Origin of the sequence: Mycobacterium sp. WUMAC-067 (assembly GCF_020217485.1) — a bacterium.
Lineage (GTDB): Bacteria > Actinomycetota > Actinomycetes > Mycobacteriales > Mycobacteriaceae > Mycobacterium.
Genome location: NZ_JAEKMI010000007.1, coordinates 16,003 through 34,679 on the forward strand (window position 1 = coordinate 16,003; position 18,677 = coordinate 34,679).

The following is an 18,677-nucleotide window of genomic DNA, read 5'->3' on the forward strand; positions in this document are numbered from 1 at the left end:
CACCGCATCACCCGACGTCGATCACGACCTTGCCCAGCACCTTGCGGTCGGCGACATGCCGTAACGCGGCGGCGGTCTCGGACAGGGGGAATCGCGCGCCGATATACGGCCGGACCGTACCGGCGGCGAACATTTGCGATAACTCCGCCATGTCACGGACGGCATCGTCGGGGTAATCGCTCAGGAAGGTGCGGATCTCCATGCCCCGCACGCAGATGTCTTTGAGCAGAATGAGATTGAGCGGAATGGCCGGGATCGTGCCCGCCGCATACCCCAGTGTGACAAAGGTGCCGCCACGCGCGAGGCCGCGCAGCGCCGGTTCCGAATACGGTCCACCGACCGGGTCCAGGACGACTCGGGCGCTGTCGCCGGTGAGTTCGCGGATCCGCGACTTCAGGTTCTCCCGGTCGTAGTCGACGGTCGCCTCGGCGCCGCGTTGCCGGCACAGCTCCAGCTTTTCCGGACTCGACGCCGCGGCCAGCACCCGTGCCTTCATCGCCACCGCCAGATCGACGGCGGCCACGCCCACGCCGCCCGCGGCACCGAGCACGACGACCCAATCTCCCTGCGTGACAGCGGCGGTCGAGCGCAGGGCGTGATAGGCGGTGCGGTAGGTGACACCGAAGGCCGCGGCCGACGCGAAGTCGGCGTCGTCGGGCACGGGCTCCGCCTGGCTCGCGTCGAGCAGCGCCTGCTCGGCGAAGGCTCCGAAGGTGGTTCCGGATACGCGCTGTCCCGGACGGAACGGCGCACCCTCTCCGGCGGCGATGACTTCGCCGGCGATCTCATTGCCGGGGATGAACGGCGGTGGGATCTTCACCTGGTACTTGCCGGCGATGAACAGCACGTCGGGGAAGTTGACCGCGGCCGCGCGCACCCGCACCAGCAGCTGGCCGGGCCCCGGAACGGGGTCGGCGACCTCGTCGATAACCAGGTCCTCAGGTGTGCGGTACGAACGACAGATCACGGCGCGCATCAATTGGCCCCCAGTCCACGTAAACAGAACCGCACCACGTGTGCGATGTCGTCGGGCCCCGGCTCGTCGGCCGAGCCCACATAGCGGCGCAGGGTCGCCGCCGTGCAGCTGAACACCGCCTCGACGTCGCGTTCGACGTCGCTACTACCCAGCGCCGCAACGGGTTCGACGAGCAGCTCGCGAAGCGGGCGCATCATCTCCTGGTCGGCCGCGCGCCAACTCGTGCCGGCCGACATCTGCCCGGCCGCCGCTCGGGTCATGCTGATCAGATGCGGGTCGGCCACCTGCGCCAGCGTTCCCTCGATCCATCGGGCAACCTTGTCGTGCGGCCTGGACTCCTTGGCCATCTGGTGTTCGAGGTAGGACACGACGATGGCCACCCCGCGTTCCATGACGGCCAGGATGAGATCGTCTTTGCCGGCGAAGTAGCGGTAGAACGCCTTGTTCGACGAACCCGCCTCGGCGACGATGTCGCTCACCCGGGGCGGCTCGGGCGCCACGCGTTCCATCACGCGCACCGCCGCGGCCAGGATGCGCTCCACCTCCTCGGTGGCTTCCCGCTGACGGTCATCCAGCGCCCGCTCGACCGCCGCGGTCACCCGGTTAGAGGTCAACGAGGTCACCGTATTTGGCGCGGGCGGCCGCACGCCGCACGTCGAGCATCTCGCTGGGCCAGTCACCTTCTTCGGCCTCATACCCCTTGAGCAGCATCCGCGCCAGGTTGACCTTGTGCGCCTCGGTCGGCCCGTCCGCCAGGCCCAGCGCGATGCCGCCCAGCAACACGTTGACCAGCGGCAGCTGGTCGGTGAGCCCGAGCGCGCCGTGCACCTGGATGGCCCGCAGGGCAATCGATTTGAGTACCTGGGAGGCCAGAATCTTGCAGGCGGCGATCTCCGCGCGGGCGGCGCGCTCGTCGCCCTGGTCGATCAGCCAGGCGGCGTGCAACACGGTCAGCCGGAATGGGATCAGCTCGGTGTAGGAATCGGCGACGAACTCCTGCACCAGTTGCTTGTCGGCCAGCAGACTGCCCTGGGTGAAGCGGCTTTTCGCCCGCCGCGACATGATCTCGACGGCACGCTGCGCCATCCCGATGGACCGCATCGCGTGATGCAGTCTCCCCCCGGCCAGCCGGGTCTGAAGTATCAAAAAGCCCTGGCCTGGTTCGCCCAGCAGGGCGTCGGCGGGCACACGCACGTCGTCGTAGTGCACCAGGGAATGCCCAGGCTCGTGCGGATCCGCGCCGACCAGGTGGTGGTTGGCTTCCAGGACCAGCCCGTCGGTGCCGGCCGGGATCAGGAACGTCGAGGCGCCGGTATGGACCGGTACGTCGGGATCGGTGATCGCGACGACGATGAAGAAGGAGGCGACGGAGGCGTTGGAGGAGAAGTACTTTCGGCCGGTGATCACCCAGTCGTCTCCATCGCGGACCGCGCGGGTGGTGAACACCCGCGGGTCGGCGCCGCCTTGAGGTTCGGTCATCGAGAAGCACGAGAAGATCTCCCCGGAGAGCAGCCCCGCCAGGTAGCGGTCCTTTTGCTCCTGGGTTCCGAAGCGGGCGATGATCTCGGCGTTGCCGGTATCGGGCGCTTGCGTTCCGAACACGATCGGCGCCCACGGGCTGCGGCCCAGGATCTCGTTGATCAGCGTCAGCTTGACGGCGCCGAAGCCCTGCCCGCCGAGCTCGGGGCCCAAATGTGGTGCCCACAAACCCTTGTCGCGCACCTGCTGTTTGAGCGGGTCGACGATTTTTCGCCGCTCGTCGTTCAGCGGGAGGAATTCGCAGCCTCCGAATAGCACCTCGAGCGGTTCCACTTCGTCACGGACGAAGCCGCGGATCCACTCCAGCTTCTCCTCGAACTCCGGCTCGGTAGAAAAGTCCCAAGACATCGAATGCTCCTACTCGTTCATTGGTGGCGACCCACTGCGCCCGGCCTCGCCGCGCTTGTGATCGCCACGTGTTAAGGAATGCCGCCGTCGGCGCGCAATATCGATCCGGTGGTAAAGCTCGAGGCGTCGGAGGCGAGAAACAGTGCGGCACCGACGATTTCACGCGGGTCGCCGGCGCGCTCCAAGGCGAGATGCCGGAAGGGCTTCTCGGCCGCCTGGTCGAGATTCCACGCCTTGCTCACGTCGGTGAGAAACGGCCCGGCCATCAGCGTGTTGACGCGCACCGCCGGGCCGAAACCCTTCGCCAGCGCTTCGGTCATGGCATTGAGCCCGGCCTTGGACGCGGCGTAGGGGATGATGTCCGGCGTCGGGCGCAGCGATCCGGCCGTGCTCACGTTGATGATCGACCCGCGGCCCGCCGCCACCATGCGCTCACCCACCAACGCCGACAAGCGGAAGGGGCCCTTGAGATTCAGGTTGACCACCGCGTCGAACAGCTTCTCGGTCACGTCGGTGAGCTTGTCGTAGAGCGGCGACATGCCCGCGTTGTTGATCAGCGTGTCGACCTTGCCGAACCGCTCGTACGTCGCGTCGACGAGGCCGTCGAGTTGATCCCAGCGGCCCACGTGCACCTGATACGCCATGGCGGAACGGCCGGTCTCGGCCTCAATCGCCGCGGCGGTGGCGACGCAGTTGTCCATGTTGCGGCTGGCGATCACCACGTCCGCGCCGCAGCGGGCCGCGCCGAAAGCCATCTCACGTCCCAGCCCGCGGCTGCCGCCGGTGATCAGGACGACCCGGTCGGTCAGATCGAAAAGCTGGTCGGCATAACCCATTTCAGCAGCCCCTAGGTCGTCGTCAGCGATCGTGCGAGGTCGGCCGCCGTGGCGATGAGCCCAAGGATCATCGGCCCGAAGGCCTCGGTGATCTTCGGGTCGACCCCTCCTTTTTGGGGTCCGGTGCGCACGCCGGCGGCGTACGTCTTCTCTAGCACGATGCCGAGCTTCCAGTTGGCCAACACCAGGTAGTAGTCGATGTTCTCGGTCGACAACCCGCTGACGGTTTCGTAGTGCTCCAACAGTTCGCTGCGCGAGGGCATGCCGCGCATGTCGAGATAAAACCCGTCCTCGCGCGGCTTTTCACCGTCATAACCCAGCAGGCACCACGCCAGATCGAGCAGCGGGTCGCCGACGGTCGTCATCTCCCAGTCCACGATCGCGGCCAAGCGCGCCGGCTCCCCGTGGGCGAACATCACGTTGGCGAACTGATAGTCGCCGTGCATGATGCCCGCCCGGTAATGCGCCGGGCGGTTGCGGCGCAACCAGTCCGAGGCCTCGTCGAGGCCCGGCAGCTCGCGCACCTTGTAGGCGTCGAGAAACGCCAGCCAGCGATCGACCTGCCGCTCGTGGAAGCCGTCGGGGCGGCCGAAGCCCTCGAGTCCTTGGGCGCGCCAGTCGACCCGGCCCAGCCTGGCGGCGCCCTCGACCAGTTGGAACGCCAGGCCGCGCCGGGCGGCGAGATCGGTGTCGAACGGCGCGGGCCAGCCGCCGTCCATCGGGCTCCACCCGTCGATCGCTTGCATGACGTAGAACGGCATGCCGAGCACGGTGCCGGTGTCGTCGGCGGCGATCAGCGCCGCGTGCGGCACGTCGGTACCGGACAAGGCCCGCACCAGCCGGATCTCGCGCAGCAGGCCGTCGATGCGTGCGGCGTCGGCCCGGGCGCCGGGCATCCGCAGCACCATCCGCTGCCCGCCGCGCTCCATCAGGTAAAGGGTGTTCTGCGAGCCGCCCTTCAACTGCGTCAGCTGCGGCCGTTCACCGCCCCCCGGCGCGTCGTGCACGTCCAGCCAACGGGCGAGGACGTCCGCATCCAGCCCCGGTTCAGTCACGTGCTCAGCCATCCTGCACACCCCAATCTCCATACGGAGAATAGCATTCTCCCCGGTAGTGGCAAGGGTTTGAAGGCTCAGCCCGGCTTGTGGGCGCTCAGCAGGAACCCGGGCGCCATGAAGTGGCCTTCGTCGTCGTGTTCGAGATGCGCCAGCGAGTTGTCCGAAGACTCGTCGTTGCCGTAGACCTTGGCCACGCGAACGTCATCGACCTGCCACAGCGTCGAAATGGCGTCGTGCAACTCGGTTTCGGTGAAGCCCGGCGGGCCCGGCCGGTCCGGGTGAGCCTGGTCCAGCGCCCCGGCGGCGAAGGCCAGGATGTACAACGCGGCCCCGGGCGCCGCGGCCCGAAAGATGGACTGCACGTAATCCTGGCGCCGTTCCGGCGGCAGCGCGTGGAACAGTCCGCTATCCAGGATGGTGGAGAAGCGGCCGTCATAGCCGCGAAACGTGGTGACGTCGGCCTGCGCGAAGCTCGCGGTGCTCAGACCTCGCTCGGCGGCCGCGGCGGCCGCCGCCTGGACCGCGGTCGCGCTCGCGTCGAGGCCGACGACGGTGTAGCCGCGCGCCGCGAGTGCCAGCGCGAGCGCGGCATGGCCGCAGCCGGAGTCGAGCACCTCGCTGCGCACCTTGCCCTGATCGATGAGGCGCGCCAGCTCCGGCTGAGGTCGGCCGATGCTCCACGGCGGCGGCGCCGCTTGCCGGTAGGCGGCGTCCCAATCCCTCTCCGGCTGCGTCATCGAGAATCCTCCTCGGCATCGGGCTACGCACGGCTACCAGAGCCGCCAGTGCGATTGTGCACGCCCTGAACGACGCGCACGAAGCGATGAGAGACTTCGGACCGGCCCCACTTAAAGACAGGAAGAAATATGCAAGTGCTTCTGGTCCGGCACGCGCTGCCGCTGCGTAGCGAACACGGCCAAGGTTCCGATCCGGACCTGTCGGAGGAAGGGTTGGCCCAGATCGAGCGACTACCCAAGGCGCTCGCCAGGTTTCCCATCTCGCGGGTGGTGAGCAGCCCGCAGCGCCGCGCCATCCAGACCGCCGAACCGGTCGCGGCGGACCGGGGGCTGCCCGTCGAGATCGACGACCGCTTCGCCGAGTACGACCGCGACCTTCCGGTGTACATCCCCGTCGAGCAGATCCGCGCGGAGATGCCCGAGGAGTGGGCGCGCTTGGCCCAGGGGCATTTGCCCAGCGCGGTCGACGAGGACGCGTTTCGTGCCCGGGTGCGGGCCGCGGTCGACGGCCTCGTCGCGAGCGCCGACCCCGAGGACACCGTCGCCGTGTTCAGCCACGGCGGGGTGATCAACGTGCTGCTGCACGAGATCCTCGGGACGGCGCGATTGCTGTCCTTTCCCGTCGACTACGCGTCGGTCACGCGGCTGTTGTTCTCCCGGTCCGGGCAGGCGACGGTGGCCTCGGTCAACACCACCGAGCACGTCTGGGATCTGTTGCCGCGAAACCAGCGGCTGCTCGACGACGACGAGGGCCGTGGGACGGCCTGATCGGGACGCGGGCAAATCGCAGGTGGTGAACCGGGTCGCGGCCGGCGATGGTAGACAAGTTCGGTGACTTCAGCTGACCAACTCGAGGGGCTGGACCTGGCCTCGCTGGATTCCTACCTGCGTTCACTCGGGATCGGGCGCGACGGCGAGTTGCGTGCGGAGTTCATTTCCGGTGGTCGCTCCAACCTGACGTTCCGCGTGTACGACGACGCCACCAGCTGGCTGGTGCGGCGGCCGCCACTGCACGGATTGACGCCCTCGGCGCACGACATGGCCCGCGAGTACCGGGTGGTTGCCGCGCTGCAGGACACACCGGTTCCCGTGGCGCGCACGATCGGCCTGTGCGAAGACGATTCGGTGCTCGGCGCCCCTTTCCAGATCGTCGAATTCGTCGCCGGCCAGGTGGTGCGCCGCCGCGCCCAACTCGAATCGTTCAGCCACACCGTCATCGGCGGCTGCGTCGACTCGCTGATTCGGGTGCTCGTCGACCTCCACAACGTCGATCCCGACGCCGTCGGGCTGGCCGACTTCGGTAAGCCCAGCGGGTATCTGGAGCGTCAGGTGCGGCGGTGGGGCTCGCAGTGGGCGCTCGTGCGGTTGCCCGAGGACCGTCGCGACGCGGATGTGGAGCGGCTGCATTCCGGTCTGGGCGAGGCGATTCCGCAGCAGAGTCGCACGTCGATCGTGCACGGCGACTACCGGATCGACAACACCATCCTGGACGCCGAGGACCCGACAAAGGTTCGGGCCGTGGTGGACTGGGAACTTTCGACCCTGGGCGATCCGCTGTCGGACGCGGCGCTGATGTGCGTGTACCGCGATCCCGCGCTGGACCTGATCGTTAACGCGCAGGCCGCGTGGACGTCACCGCTGCTGCCGACGGCCGACGAGCTGGCCGACCGCTATTCGCTGGTGGCCGGATTACCGCTGACGCACTGGGAGTTCTACATGGCGCTGGCGTATTTCAAACTCGCGATCATCGCCGCGGGCATCGACTTCCGCCGCCGGATGTCGGATCAGGCTCGTGGCATGGGCGACGCCGCCGAGCACACCCCCGAGGTGGTGGCGCCGCTGATCTCCCGCGGTCTGGCCGAACTGGCCAAGCTGCCCGGCTAGCGCGCGTTGGGCGCGTGGTGCTTTTTCGCCGCGCGGCGCAGCTGCAAGATCCGTGCGGTTCCGACCGCCACCGTGATCAGCCCGCCGACGACAGCGGCCAGCAAGATCGCCACACCCAGGGGCAGGGTCCAGTGCCAGCCCAAGAACCGAAAGTCCGTGGGCAACGTGTTCTGGGTGATGAAGATCAGCAACAGAATCAGGATCACGAAGCCGGCGAACAGCGACGACCACAGCGCACCGGCGCGAGTGAACCCGATAGCGGGTTCCTTGGTGGATGCGCCGGTCTTGTCCCCGTGGGTGGGCTTGGGGGACGGCTGTCCGGGCGACGCAGGGGTGTGGCTGCTCATAGTGTCATCTTTGCCCGCTTCGGCCCAGAATGAAACCGAATCGGACAACCGATCCTCGCAGGCCAGCGTCTGCCCGGTTCGGGCGTTAGGGTCGGCGGTATGACGCTAGTGCCGCGCCTGCACGGGGTGATCGTGCGCGCGGCGGTGCTGGTGACGACGATGTGCGTTGTCGCCGGATGCAGCAATTCCGACCCACTGGGTGCGCAGGTCCAGAGCCCCACGTCCATCGTCGTCGGCTCCGGGGACTTTCCGGAATCGCAGATCATCGCCGAGATCTATGCACAAGCCTTGCAGGCCAACGGGTTTGACATCGGAAGGCGCATGGGGATCGGCAGCCGGGAGACGTATATCCCTGCGCTCAAGGACCATTCCATTGATCTGGTGCCCGAATACATCGGTAACTTGCTGCTCTATTTCGCGCCGCACTCGGAGGCGACCACGCTCGATGCCGTCAAGCTGGAGCTCTACCGGCGCCTCCCGGGCGACCTGTCGATTTTGACGCCCGCACCCGCGACGGACACGGACACCGTCAGCGTGACCACTCAGACGGCGAACGCGTGGAACCTGAAGACTATCGCCGACTTGGCCGCACATTCGGCCGAGGTGAGATTCGGGGCGCCGTCGGCGTTCGCGACCAGGCCGGCCGGGCTGCCGGGGCTGCGGCAAAAGTACGGGCTCGACATCCGGCCGGGTAACTTCGTCGCCATCGATGACGGCGGCGGCGCGGTCACCGTGCGCGCCTTGGTCGACGGAAGGGTGAACGCCGCCAACGTGTTCACCACGTCACCGGCGATACCGCAGGACCGCCTCGTGGCGCTCGAAGACCCGGAGAACAATTTCCTGGCGGGAAATATTGTGCCGCTGGTCAATTCGCAAAAGAAGTCCGACTTGCTCAGGGACGTGCTGGACGCGGTGTCGGCGAAGCTGACCACCTCCGGCGTTGCCGGGCTCAACGCCGCGGTGTCGGGAAACTCGGGTATCGATCCCGACGAGGCGGCCCGAAACTGGATACGGGACAACGGCTTCAACCACCCGATCGGAGGATGACGTGATCACCTTCGAAGGGGTCAGCAAGGTCTTCGACGACGGAACCACTGCGGTGGACCGCCTCAACCTGGCCGTGCCCAGTGGGAAGCTGACCGTGTTCGTCGGGTCCTCCGGCAGCGGCAAGACCACGGCCCTGCGCATGATCAACCGGATGATCGAACCGACGTCGGGCACCATCGCGATCGACGGCGTCGACGTCGCCACCCGAGACCCGGTGAAACTGCGACTCGGAATCGGCTACGTCATCCAGCACGCGGGGCTGATGCCCCACCAGCGGGTGATCGACAATGTGGCAACGGTTCCGGTGCTGCGGGGGCAGTCCCGCCGCGCCGCCCGCAAAGCCGCCTACGAGGTGCTCGAGCGCGTCGGGCTGGACGTCAAGCTCGCCCGCCGCTACCCCGCGCAGCTCTCCGGCGGTGAACAGCAACGGGTCGGCGTGGCGCGTGCCCTGGCCGCCGATCCCCCGATCTTGCTGATGGACGAGCCGTTCTCCGCCGTGGACCCGGTGGTCCGTCACGAGCTGCAGAACGAAATACTGCGGCTGCAAAGCGAATTGCACAAGACGATCGTGTTCGTCACGCACGACATCGACGAGGCGCTGCGGCTCGGCGAACGGGTGGCGGTGTTCAAGGATGGATCGTTACAGCAGTACGACGAGCCGGCTCGGCTGCTGTCGCGACCGGCCAACGACTTCGTGTCGAGGTTCATCGGTCTGGGGCGAGGCTACCGTTGGCTGCAACGCCTCGACGCGGCCGGGCTGCCGCTGCACGATGTTTCGCGGATCACGACGGAAACGCTGTCCGGCGCAGGGCTTTCCGACGGCTGGGCGGTGGTGGTCGACGACGGCGGAGCGCCGCTGGGCTGGATCGATGCCGACGGCGCGCGTCGGCACCGCGACGGCACACCGTTGTCGGAGTGCATGAGCGGGGCGGGATCGCTGTTTCGGCCACGGGGCAATCTCAGCCAGGCGCTCGACGCCGCGCTGTCGTCGCCGTCGGGTGTCGGCATCGCCGTCGACGACGGCGGCAAGGTGATCGGCGGGGTCCTGGCCGCCGACGTGCTCGCCGCGGTGGAATCCCAACGGGGGAGCCGATAATGCATTATCTGCTCACCCATCTCGACGACGCCTGGTGGCTGACGATCGTGCACCTGCGGCTGTCGTTGGTACCGGTGGCGATCGGGTTGGCGATTGCGCTGCCGCTGGGTCTGGCAGTGCAGCGCACGCGCATCGCCCGCGGGCTGACGACGGCGGTCGCCAGCGTCGTGTTCACCATCCCGTCGCTGGCTTTGTTCGTGGTGTTGCCGACGATCATCGGCACGCGCATCCTCGATGAGGCGAACGTGATCGTCGCATTGACGGCCTACACCGCCGCGCTGCTGGTGCGGGCGGTGCTCGAGGCGCTGGACGCGGTCCCCGCCCAGACACGCGAAGCCGCCACCGCGGTCGGCTACCCCCCGGTCACGCGGATCGTGAAAGTCGATCTGCCACTTGCGGTTCCGGTGCTCATCGCCGGGCTGCGGGTCGTCGTGGTGACCAACATCGCGATGGTCTCGGTCGGCTCCGTCATCGGCATCGGTGGGCTGGGCAGCTGGTTCACCCAGGGTTATCAAACCGGCAAGAGCGATCAGATCCTGGCCGGCATCATCGCGTTGTTCGCGCTGGCCGTCGTCATCGATGTGCTCATCGTGTTCGCCGGCCGGCTGGCCACACCGTGGGTGCGCGCCGTACGTACCACCGGCCGCCGCTCGGTCGTCGCGCCCGTCGTGGGTGGCGCGCGATGAACTTCGTAGACCGGGCGATCTCCTACGTGTTGACCGTCGACAACTGGACCGGACCGGTCGGGCTCGCGGCCCGCATCCTCGAGCATCTGGAGTACACCGCCATCGCGGTGGGCGCCTCGGCGCTGATCGCGGTTCCCGTCGGGCTTGTCATCGGGCACACCGGCCGCGGCACCCTGTTGGTGGTGGGCGCCGTCAACGGGCTGCGCTCCCTGCCGACGCTGGGCGTCCTGCTGTTCGGGACGCTGCTGTTCGGCCTGGGCCTGGGACCGTCGCTGGTGGCCCTGATGCTGTTGGGTGTGCCGGCGTTGTTGGCCGGCACGTATGCGGGGATCGCCAATGTCGACCCCACGGTCGTCGACGCCGCCCGGGCGATGGGCATGACCGAGGCCCAGGTGCTGCTGCGCGTCGAGGTGCCCAATGCGCTGCCGTTGCTGCTGGGCGGATTGCGCAACGCGACGCTGCAGGTGGTCGCCACCGCGACAGTGGCCGCGTACGCGAGCCTCGGCGGGTTGGGGCGCTACCTGATCGACGGGATCAAGGAACGCGAGTTTCACCTTGCCCTGGTCGGGGCGCTGATGGTGGCCGAATTGGCGCTGGTGCTCGACGGACTGCTGGCGTTACTGGTGTGGGCTTCGGTGCCGGGCACCGGCCGGCTGCGACGCTCTTACCGAACACTTCCGCAGCGGTTCGCGGGGACGTCTTACGGTAGATGAGTGAACGCAGCCCCCTCCGAACCGTCTCGCCGCGTATGGCAGGCGATGCTCACCTGGCGCGCACAGGACGTCTCCCGGATGGAATCGGTACGACTCCAGGTGTCCGGCAAGAGAATCAAGGCGAACGGCCGCATCGTTGCGGCCGCCACCGAGGCCAATCCGGCGTTCGGCGCCTACTACGACCTGCAGACCGACGAAACCGGCGCCACCAAGCGGCTCGGGATGACCGTCACCCTGGCCGAGCGTGAGCGCGTCTTCTCCTTTGCCCGCGACGAGGAGAACATGTGGTTGGTCACCGACCATCAGGGCGAGCACCGGGCGGCCTACAACGGCGCTCTGGACGTCGACGTGGAGTTCAGCCCGTTCTTCAACGCGCTGCCGATCCGGCGGCTCGGCCTACACGAGCAGGCGGCGTCGGTCACGTTGCCCGTGGTGTACGTGAACATGCCGGAGATGTCCATCATCGCGGACACGGTGAGCTACAGCAGCACGGACAGTCGCGGCGAGATCAAGGTGCGCACCCCGATCGCCGACACCATGGTGAGCGTCGACGAAGAAGGATTCATCATCGACTATCCAGGCTTGGCAGAGCGGATCTGATCACCCCGCCCGCGCGGCCCGCGGCGGCCAATTCCTGACGCCAGTTCTCCGCGCCGACGACGACGTGGAAGACGTCGCTGCGCGGGAAGTTGTCGTAACGCGTTCGAGCGGCGTGGCCCGCTTCGATGAGCTCGCCGACGGAGTGGTGGCGGGCCAGGGATTCGCGGGCGCGACTCAGCAGTTCGATGGCGCGGTCGGCCGTGGGCACCAGTTGGTCGGCGTTGCCCTCGCACATCGCCCGCACCAGATCCGGGGCGCTGGCCGCCACCCGGGTCCCGTCGCGGAATGACCCGGCGGCCAACGCGAACGCCAACGGGACGTCGCCGGCGACGACCGCCAGCGCCTCGGCGAGCAGGTGGGGCAGGTGCGAGATGGCGGCCGCGGCGGCGTCGTGTTCGTCGGAGCGGGCCGGCACCACAACCGCGCCGCAGTCCAGCGCCAACGTCATCACCATCGACCAGACCGTCGGGTCGACGTGATCGTCGACGCTCACCACCCACGGTGCCCCGGTGAACAACCCGGCGTAGCCGGCGGCCCAACCCGAATGCGCGGTGCCCGCCATCGGGTGGCCCCCGACGAAGCGTTCCTGTAGATCTGCCGCGGCGACCTCGTCGAGCACCGCCTTTTTGACGCTGGTGACGTCGGTCAACGGGCACGACGGGGCCGTGTCCTTGATGTGGGCGAGCATGCCCGCCATGGCCGGCATCGGCACGGCCAGCACGATCAACGCGTCGGAAGCGGCGGCGCGGGTCAGCGTCGCGCTCAGGTCGGTGGTGGCGTCGAAGCCGTCGGCGGTCGCGGCCTGCGCGCCCTCCACGGAGCGGTTGTAGCCGAAGACTTCACGGCCCGCTGCCGTGGCGGCCCGCATGATCGAGCCACCGATCAGGCCCAGCCCGAGCACACACACCGGTGTCTTAGAAGTAGGGCTTGCCACATTCCAAGGTTGGCACATCCGCCCGGAAAGGTTGCTGTCGGATGTCGCCGCTACCAGGCTCCATCTGGTCAGGGGCCTGGTCAGGGACTACCGTAAGCGGCCATGGGAGCACAACAACGGGCCTCTGCCCAGGGCCTGTCCGCAGATGTGCCGGACGGCTTCGGCGTCGCGGTCGTGCGCGAAGAGGGACAGTGGCGCTGTGCTCCGATGGCCCGCAAGTCGCTGACGAGCCTGTCGGCGGCCGAGACGGAGCTGCGTGAGTTGCGCAGCGCCGGGGCGGTCTTCGGCCTGCTCGACGTGGACGACGAATTCTTCGTGATCGTGCGGCCCGCACCGTCGGGGACGCGGCTGTTGCTCTCGGATGCCACCGCGGCGCTGGACTACGACATCGCCGCGGAAGTGCTCGACAAGCTCGACGCCGATATCGATCCCGACGACCTCGAGGATTCCGATCCCTTCGAAGAGGGCGACCTGGGGCTGCTGTCCGACATCGGGCTGCCCGAGGCGGTCCTGGGGGTGATCCTCGACGAGACCGACCTGTACGCCGACGAGCAGTTGGGTCGCATCGCCCGCGAGATGGGCTTCGCCGATCAGCTGTCGGCGGTGATCGACCGCCTCGGTCGGTGACTGACGAAGAGCTGATCCGCTCCGCACTGTCGGTTGCCGCGACGGCCGGTCCCCGCGATGTGCCCATCGGCGCAGTCGTGGTCAGCGCCGACGGAACCGAGCTGGCCCGCGCCGTGAATGCCCGCGAGGCCCTGGGCGACCCGACGGCCCACGCCGAGATCCTCGCGCTGCGGGCGGCCGCCGAGGTGCTCGGGGACGGGTGGCGGCTCGAGGGCGCCACGCTGGCCGTCACCGTCGAACCGTGCACGATGTGCGCGGGTGCGCTGGTGCTGTCGCGCATCGGCCGGCTGGTGTTCGGCGCCTGGGAACCCAAGACGGGAGCGGTCGGATCGCTGTGGGACGTGGTCCGCGACCGGCGGCTCAATCACCGGCCGGAAGTGCGCGGCGGTGTGCTGGCACCGGAGTGCGCGGCGCCGCTGGAGGCCTTCTTCGCCCGCCAGCGATTGGGGTGAGCGGCGTCCCGTTCGGTAAGCTGCTCGGCGGTGGCGTGTCCGAGCGGCCTAAGGAGCACGCCTCGAAAGCGTGTGACGGCTAAAACCGTCCGAGGGTTCAAATCCCTCCGCCACCGCCAAAACTACCGGCGCCCAGTCGCAGGTAGATCGTGCTCTCACGATGCGCCAATGGTGTGCGACGCCGATCGCGTCGCCACCCTCGTTGGCGCTCGATGGTTCGAACCACTAATTTTCCTGAGGTGACGTTCTCAGCTGCTGATGCAGTCGCGCGGTGGATCACCCCTCTCCTGACGATTACGGCCTCCTTGACGGTTGTGGCCGGCATCGGACTTTTTGCCGATCCGGTGCAGGTCCGTCCCGGCCCGACGGTGCGTTTGGTCTCCGACGGCAACCCGCTGGACGGCGCGCCGTTCTACGTCAACCCCACGTCGGCGGCCATGCGCGCCGCGCAGAGCGCCGATCCGCCGAGCGCCGAGTTGACCGCGATCGCCAATACGCCGCAGGCGTACTGGATCGTCCCGGGCGGCTCCGCGGCAACGGTCGGCAAGTACGTCGGCGACGCGGCCGCCGCCGGCGCCATCCCGGTGCTGGCGATTTATGGAATCCCCCATCGCGACTGTGGCAGCTTCGCCGCGGGCGGCATGGGGTCGGGCGCCGACTACCGAAGCTGGATCGATGGCATCGCCGGCGGCGTGGGCGCCTCGCGGGTGGCGATCATCGTCGAACCCGATGCGCTCGCCATGGCCGACTGCCTGTCGGGTGATCAGCGCCAAGAACGGTTCGACCTGATTCACTACGCCGTCGACACCCTGACAAAGGACCCGAACGCGGCCGTATACGTCGACGCCGGTCACTTGCGTTGGCACAGTGCCGAGGACATGGCCGCCAGACTGAACCAGGCCGGCGTCGGCCACGCGCGGGGCTTCAGCATCAACACCGCGAACTTCTTCACCACCGAGGACGAAATCGGTTACGGTGAAGCGATTTCCGGGCTCACCAATGGTGCGCACTACGTGATCGACACGTCACGCAACGGTGCCGGACCCGCACCCGATTCCGAGCTCAACTGGTGCAATCCCAGCGGCCGAGCGTTGGGCACCCCGCCCACCGCGTCGACCGCGGGTGCGCACGCCGACGCCTACCTGTGGATCAAACGTCCCGGCGAATCCGACGGGACGTGCGGCAAGGGTGATCCGCCGGCGGGCAACTTCGTGAATCAGTACGCCATCGATCTGGCCCACAACACCGGCCACTAGCAGGGCCTTTGGCTTAGCCACGCCGTCGGCGGCCGCCGAACGGATCTGTTATTCGCGACCGTCGATGGTCGCAAGTGGGTAACATTTCGTTATCTAAAACAGATAAAGCCAGTATGCGGTACGAGGCAAACATGACGAGGAAAGTTGCGTTCTTCGCAATCTTTTCGATCTGCACTGCCTTCATCACGGTTTCCGGTGCAGACGGGTTCGTTGCGCACGCCGACGATTCGGGGACCGCGGTCTACAACGGCGTCAACCAGCTCCGCCAGGGATGCGGGCCGATCAGCGACGACCCGCGTTTGACGGAAGCGGCCCAGCGGCATGCCGACGACATGCTGCGCAACGGGGTCAGCGGACACATCGGCTCGGACGGCTCGTCGCCGCAGGCGCGGATCGCGCAGGCGGGCTATCGGAGCCGCTCCACGGGTGAGATCGTCTTCTGGGGCACCGGATCCGCCGCGAATCCCCGTGAGGCCCTGGACATGTGGATGCAAAGTCCCCCGCACCGGGCGATCATCCTGAATTGCGCATTCAACGCAGGCGGCTTCGCCACCGCACGGGACGGAAACAAAATGACCGTCGTCGGCGACTTCGCGGCTTCGTAAACCCTTTTGGGTCAAGCGGTTTCGGATCGCTGCCGCTGGCACTCACACATGCGGCAGCCACCCGGAGCCATGCGGTGACAGTACGAATCCGCGGCCTTGCGGGTCTTTGCATGCGGTCGTGCCTGAGTTATCGACCCCACAGATCACGCCGTCGACGGTGATGGAATGCAGCGGGGGCAACGTCTTGAGTGGATGCCCATAGACCTGGCCGTTGGGTGCAATCGGGTCACCGGATTGAGCCAATCCTGAGGCGGTCCCGATCGCGTTCACCGTACCGGCCCCGCTGGCTGGCGGGACCGCGGGAAAATTATTGCCTGTGCATTGTGCTTGCCCGGAGAAGAAATCGCACGTGATTCCATCCGGGGTAAGGAAATAGACCATGTTGAGCGGTGCGCGCCCCGTGTTGGGAAGCGCAATCGTGTAGTCCGCAACCTTCACGGGTGAATACCCGCTGATGTCGGGAAATGCAGGCACATCGGCGTGGGCTGCCGTACAAGACGTGCACACCCCAGCGAACATGACGGCTAACACCACGGCAGCCGAGTTGATGACGCTACGCACAGGAACCCCCTCGCTAACCAGCGTCTGACGACGGAGCAGCCGCTGAGCACCTAAGGGTGCAATCACACGTGAGGCAGCCAGCCGGAGCCATGCGGTGACAGTACGAATCCGCGGCCTTGCGGGTCTTTGCACGCGGTCGTGCCTGAGCTATCGACCCCGCAGATGATGCCGTTCACTGTGATGGAATGACCAGGAGGAAGCGTTTTGACGGGGTGCCCATCAATTACGCGCGATGGTTCACCTTCATTCGTCTGCTTCAGCCCAGTAGTGGTTCCGATCCAATTAACCCCGGTAATTCCCGCATTGGGATTTGAGGGCGCGGGGGGGACCCCGGGCAGGTTATTCCCGCTGCACTGTGCTTGGTCAGTGGCAAAGTTGCAGACGACCCCGTCAGGAGTGAGGAAATAGACCGTTGCCAGAGGTTGCCGGCCAGGGTTGGGAACGTCGATCGTGTAGTCGCCGACGTTCACCGAGGCCTCTGCGCTCAGGTCCGGAAACTTTGGCGGGTCGGCATGTGCCGCGCACGCAACCGAGCAAGCGGCTACGACAAGGGTGCTGATGCCGGCTAGTTTCTTGATGTCCATATGCATCCTATCGGTTCAGATTTCTGCGATGCGATCAGTGATAGGGCCTGAGTTGGAATTCTCGGGTGTTGTATGGGGTGCCGAACGGCACGCCGTTCGCATCTTTAAGCGTATTCCATTGACTGCCAAATAATTTCAAATCGTCCAGCGTTGATCCCGGCAAGATATACCCGCCGTACGGTTGAGGGACGAATTTCGGAGCGGCTGGATCACCATTCTGCGCAACCAGAGTCGTGGGCACGTTCTGGCTGAACATTGCAGCTGGATTGGCACCTACCCGCACTTCGATACTTCCTTGGTGCGCATCTGCATTGAAACCTGACAGGACGGGCTTTCCACCGATTTCCCGAAAGCTGAGCTCGCCGTAGCGATTGTTAGTTAGCTGTATGGGCTGTTGTCCTGGTTTGCCCCAGTCGTTCCCGTTCCACGGCTGCCAGGTTGAACGATCGAATACATTCCCGGTATCCGCGCGGTACATGGTGATGCCTCGGCTGCGGTCGAAGGAATCAGCGGCGATGTAGACTTTGCCGTCCGAGCCCTTATAGCCGCTGATCTGGGTGGGCGCCTCTCCCGCGGCGCGATACGAGCCTGGCACCATTGTCCACCCTTTGCCCGGGTCACCGTTGACTTCGACCAGCCACGAAGCCGCCGGCTTAAGGTTCCCCGTCGTGCCGGTCACCATCATGTACGTTTTGTCGCCCAGGGTGATCGTTCCGGCTGGCAACGTGTCGCTGATTCCGGCCTTGACCGCTTCCGACGGCATTGTGAAGAGCTCGCGGCCACTATTCTCGGGGCCCGTTAGTGGCGCACCAAAATGCGGACGTCCGTCGGCGTCGAAGGTCACCGGTACGGCCACAGATCGATAGTGTTCGCCCTCACCGACTTTGTTGCCGGAGAACGAATCCCCAAAAATCGCGAGATATTTTCCCGGCTGTCCGGGGATCTCGACCACTTCTCCTAAGTCCGCCGCCCCGATACCCGGGATGCCGGGAATGCCGCCGGTACCGGCGATCGGCCCGAGGTCTCTCACCTCACCCGGTTTCAGCGGGCTTTCGATCCACTCGTCTACAGCTTTCGGTGGGTCGTAACCGTCGGTATGCAGGGCACCCATGGCTCTACGGAGAGTGTCGGAGTACCCGTTGCGAATTGACGTCATTTGTTTGACGGCATCGCGGACGTCGTCCACGGCATCGGCGTGCGCGTCGTCGTACAGTCTCAACAGCTTCTGGCGTTCCGACTCGGGCAGATCGGACGCCAATTCCTTCTTGATCGCGGTCATAAGGCTGTCGAGGCCTCGGAGCTCACTGTCCAGAAGGGCGATCTCTCGAGCCCCTTGTTTCTGCGCGTCGGCTAACGCGGCGGCGATCGTTTCCAATTCAGCACCGATCTTCGACAACTGTTCGGACTGCGCCCCGAGGGCTTTCGTTACCCGCTGCACTTCTTCAGAGTCGTTGATGGGGTGGCCACCATCCTGATGGTTCCAGGCGGCGGCGAAGCGTTTTCGCGCTTGCTCGAATGCGTGGTCGGCTTCGGCGGTGTGTCGACCCGCACCATGAAAGGCCTCCGCCAACTGCGAGATCTGAAACGGGTTACCGGCCTGCAAGCTCTGGTTGATCGCCCACGGATCGCCGCCGGCCGACGCGATCAGTTCCGCTTCGACCAGGTTCGCCAGCGTCATGGCGTCGTGGGCAGATGGCCAACACCGACGATCATCGCCGCCCCCTTCTGAGCTGGCATAAACGCTACTACTGGCAGCGCGACGGCGACCGTCAAATGGTCAATGCCAAGGCA

22 protein-coding genes and 1 tRNA gene are annotated in these 18,677 nt (G+C 66.6%); 12 read left to right on the forward strand and 11 right to left on the reverse strand.

Annotation, left to right across the window (positions count from 1 at the left end; genetic code table 11):
- Window positions 1-7: 7 nt before the first annotated feature.
- From JF781_RS06695 to JF781_RS06720, 6 genes are all read right to left on the reverse strand, one after another.
- Entirely contained in the window at window positions 8-976 is a 969-nt protein-coding gene (locus JF781_RS06695) for an NADPH:quinone oxidoreductase family protein (RefSeq protein WP_225326050.1), read from the reverse strand.
- On the reverse strand, window positions 976-1,599 hold the full coding sequence (locus JF781_RS06700) for a TetR/AcrR family transcriptional regulator (protein WP_225326051.1): 624 nt from the start codon (window positions 1,597-1,599) through the stop codon (window positions 976-978). The genes JF781_RS06695 and JF781_RS06700 overlap by 1 nt, the downstream gene beginning before the upstream one ends.
- Window positions 1,580-2,863, reverse strand: coding sequence for an acyl-CoA dehydrogenase family protein (locus JF781_RS06705; RefSeq protein ID WP_225326052.1), 1,284 nt, complete (start codon window positions 2,861-2,863; stop codon window positions 1,580-1,582). The genes JF781_RS06700 and JF781_RS06705 overlap by 20 nt, the downstream gene beginning before the upstream one ends.
- A gap of 71 nt (window positions 2,864-2,934) precedes the next feature.
- Window positions 2,935-3,699 carry an SDR family NAD(P)-dependent oxidoreductase gene (locus JF781_RS06710; protein ID WP_225326053.1) on the reverse strand — a complete coding sequence of 255 codons (765 nt, stop codon included), beginning with the start codon at window positions 3,697-3,699 and terminating at the stop codon, window positions 2,935-2,937.
- Between the two features lie 11 nt (window positions 3,700-3,710).
- Entirely contained in the window at window positions 3,711-4,766 is a 1,056-nt protein-coding gene (locus JF781_RS06715; protein WP_225326054.1) for a phosphotransferase family protein, read from the reverse strand.
- A 65-nt stretch (window positions 4,767-4,831) separates the two neighbouring features.
- Window positions 4,832-5,494 (reverse strand): class I SAM-dependent methyltransferase, encoded by a 663-nt coding sequence (locus tag JF781_RS06720; protein WP_225326055.1) that lies wholly within the window; start codon window positions 5,492-5,494, stop codon window positions 4,832-4,834.
- Window positions 5,495-5,623: 129 nt separating this feature from the next.
- On the opposite strand from JF781_RS06720, the gene JF781_RS06725 reads away from it, so the two are divergent.
- Entirely contained in the window at window positions 5,624-6,262 is a 639-nt protein-coding gene (locus tag JF781_RS06725; protein WP_225326056.1) for a histidine phosphatase family protein, read from the forward strand.
- A gap of 63 nt (window positions 6,263-6,325) precedes the next feature.
- Window positions 6,326-7,378, forward strand: coding sequence for a phosphotransferase family protein (locus JF781_RS06730; protein WP_225326057.1), 1,053 nt, complete (start codon window positions 6,326-6,328; stop codon window positions 7,376-7,378).
- On the opposite strand, the gene JF781_RS06735 is transcribed toward JF781_RS06730, so the two are convergent.
- Window positions 7,375-7,725, reverse strand: a complete 351-nt coding sequence (locus JF781_RS06735) for a lipopolysaccharide assembly LapA domain-containing protein (RefSeq protein ID WP_225326058.1) — start codon at window positions 7,723-7,725, stop codon at window positions 7,375-7,377. The genes JF781_RS06730 and JF781_RS06735 overlap by 4 nt on opposite strands.
- Before the next feature lie 99 nt (window positions 7,726-7,824).
- Between JF781_RS06735 and JF781_RS06740 the strand changes: the two genes are divergently transcribed.
- Genes JF781_RS06740 through JF781_RS06760 form a run of 5 tightly spaced genes read left to right on the forward strand, consistent with a single transcriptional unit; the run spans window position 7,825 to window position 11,867 of the window.
- Window positions 7,825-8,772 (forward strand): ABC transporter substrate-binding protein, encoded by a 948-nt coding sequence (locus JF781_RS06740; RefSeq protein WP_225326059.1) that lies wholly within the window; start codon window positions 7,825-7,827, stop codon window positions 8,770-8,772.
- A 1-nt stretch (window position 8,773) separates the two neighbouring features.
- Window positions 8,774-9,868, forward strand: coding sequence for an ABC transporter ATP-binding protein (locus tag JF781_RS06745; RefSeq protein WP_225326060.1), 1,095 nt, complete (start codon window positions 8,774-8,776; stop codon window positions 9,866-9,868).
- On the forward strand, window positions 9,868-10,554 hold the full coding sequence (locus tag JF781_RS06750; protein ID WP_225326061.1) for an ABC transporter permease: 687 nt from the start codon (window positions 9,868-9,870) through the stop codon (window positions 10,552-10,554). Before JF781_RS06745 ends, JF781_RS06750 begins: the two co-directional genes overlap by 1 nt.
- On the forward strand, window positions 10,551-11,267 hold the full coding sequence (locus tag JF781_RS06755; RefSeq protein WP_225326062.1) for an ABC transporter permease: 717 nt from the start codon (window positions 10,551-10,553) through the stop codon (window positions 11,265-11,267). Before JF781_RS06750 ends, JF781_RS06755 begins: the two co-directional genes overlap by 4 nt.
- On the forward strand, window positions 11,268-11,867 hold the full coding sequence (locus JF781_RS06760; RefSeq protein ID WP_225326063.1) for a putative glycolipid-binding domain-containing protein: 600 nt from the start codon (window positions 11,268-11,270) through the stop codon (window positions 11,865-11,867). It begins immediately after the preceding gene.
- Here the strand turns inward: JF781_RS06760 and JF781_RS06765 are convergent.
- Window positions 11,833-12,774, reverse strand: a complete 942-nt coding sequence (locus JF781_RS06765; protein WP_308011524.1) for a prephenate dehydrogenase — start codon at window positions 12,772-12,774, stop codon at window positions 11,833-11,835. The genes JF781_RS06760 and JF781_RS06765 overlap by 35 nt on opposite strands.
- 129 nt (window positions 12,775-12,903) lie before the next feature.
- Between JF781_RS06765 and JF781_RS06770 the strand changes: the two genes are divergently transcribed.
- The 5 genes from JF781_RS06770 (at window position 12,904) to JF781_RS06790 (ending at window position 15,741) form a co-directional block, all read left to right on the forward strand.
- Window positions 12,904-13,428: a tRNA adenosine deaminase-associated protein gene (locus JF781_RS06770; RefSeq protein WP_225326065.1), complete on the forward strand. Its 525-nt coding sequence runs from the start codon at window positions 12,904-12,906 to the stop codon at window positions 13,426-13,428.
- Window positions 13,425-13,880 (forward strand): nucleoside deaminase, encoded by a 456-nt coding sequence (locus JF781_RS06775; protein WP_225326066.1) that lies wholly within the window; start codon window positions 13,425-13,427, stop codon window positions 13,878-13,880. The genes JF781_RS06770 and JF781_RS06775 overlap by 4 nt, the downstream gene beginning before the upstream one ends.
- Window positions 13,881-13,909: 29 nt before the next feature.
- Window positions 13,910-13,999 (forward strand) — tRNA-Ser (locus tag JF781_RS06780).
- A 120-nt stretch (window positions 14,000-14,119) separates the two neighbouring features.
- Window positions 14,120-15,136 carry a glycoside hydrolase family 6 protein gene (locus JF781_RS06785; protein WP_225326067.1) on the forward strand — a complete coding sequence of 339 codons (1,017 nt, stop codon included), beginning with the start codon at window positions 14,120-14,122 and terminating at the stop codon, window positions 15,134-15,136.
- Window positions 15,137-15,267: 131 nt separating this feature from the next.
- A complete protein-coding gene (locus JF781_RS06790) occupies window positions 15,268-15,741 on the forward strand; it encodes a CAP domain-containing protein (protein WP_225326307.1) in 474 nt (157 codons plus the stop codon).
- A 42-nt stretch (window positions 15,742-15,783) separates the two neighbouring features.
- On the opposite strand, the gene JF781_RS06795 is transcribed toward JF781_RS06790, so the two are convergent.
- The 3 genes from JF781_RS06795 to JF781_RS06805 all read right to left on the reverse strand — a co-directional run bounded on the left by JF781_RS06795 (window position 15,784) and on the right by JF781_RS06805 (window position 18,564).
- The gene (locus JF781_RS06795; protein ID WP_225326068.1) at window positions 15,784-16,302 is read right to left on the reverse strand and encodes a hypothetical protein; all 519 of its coding nucleotides are present in this window, start codon (window positions 16,300-16,302) and stop codon (window positions 15,784-15,786) included.
- A gap of 62 nt (window positions 16,303-16,364) precedes the next feature.
- Window positions 16,365-16,886, reverse strand: coding sequence for a hypothetical protein (locus tag JF781_RS06800; protein ID WP_225326069.1), 522 nt, complete (start codon window positions 16,884-16,886; stop codon window positions 16,365-16,367).
- A 34-nt stretch (window positions 16,887-16,920) separates the two neighbouring features.
- Window positions 16,921-18,564, reverse strand: a complete 1,644-nt coding sequence (locus JF781_RS06805) for a DUF4185 domain-containing protein (RefSeq protein WP_225326070.1) — start codon at window positions 18,562-18,564, stop codon at window positions 16,921-16,923.
- Between the last annotated feature and the right edge of the window lie 113 nt (window positions 18,565-18,677).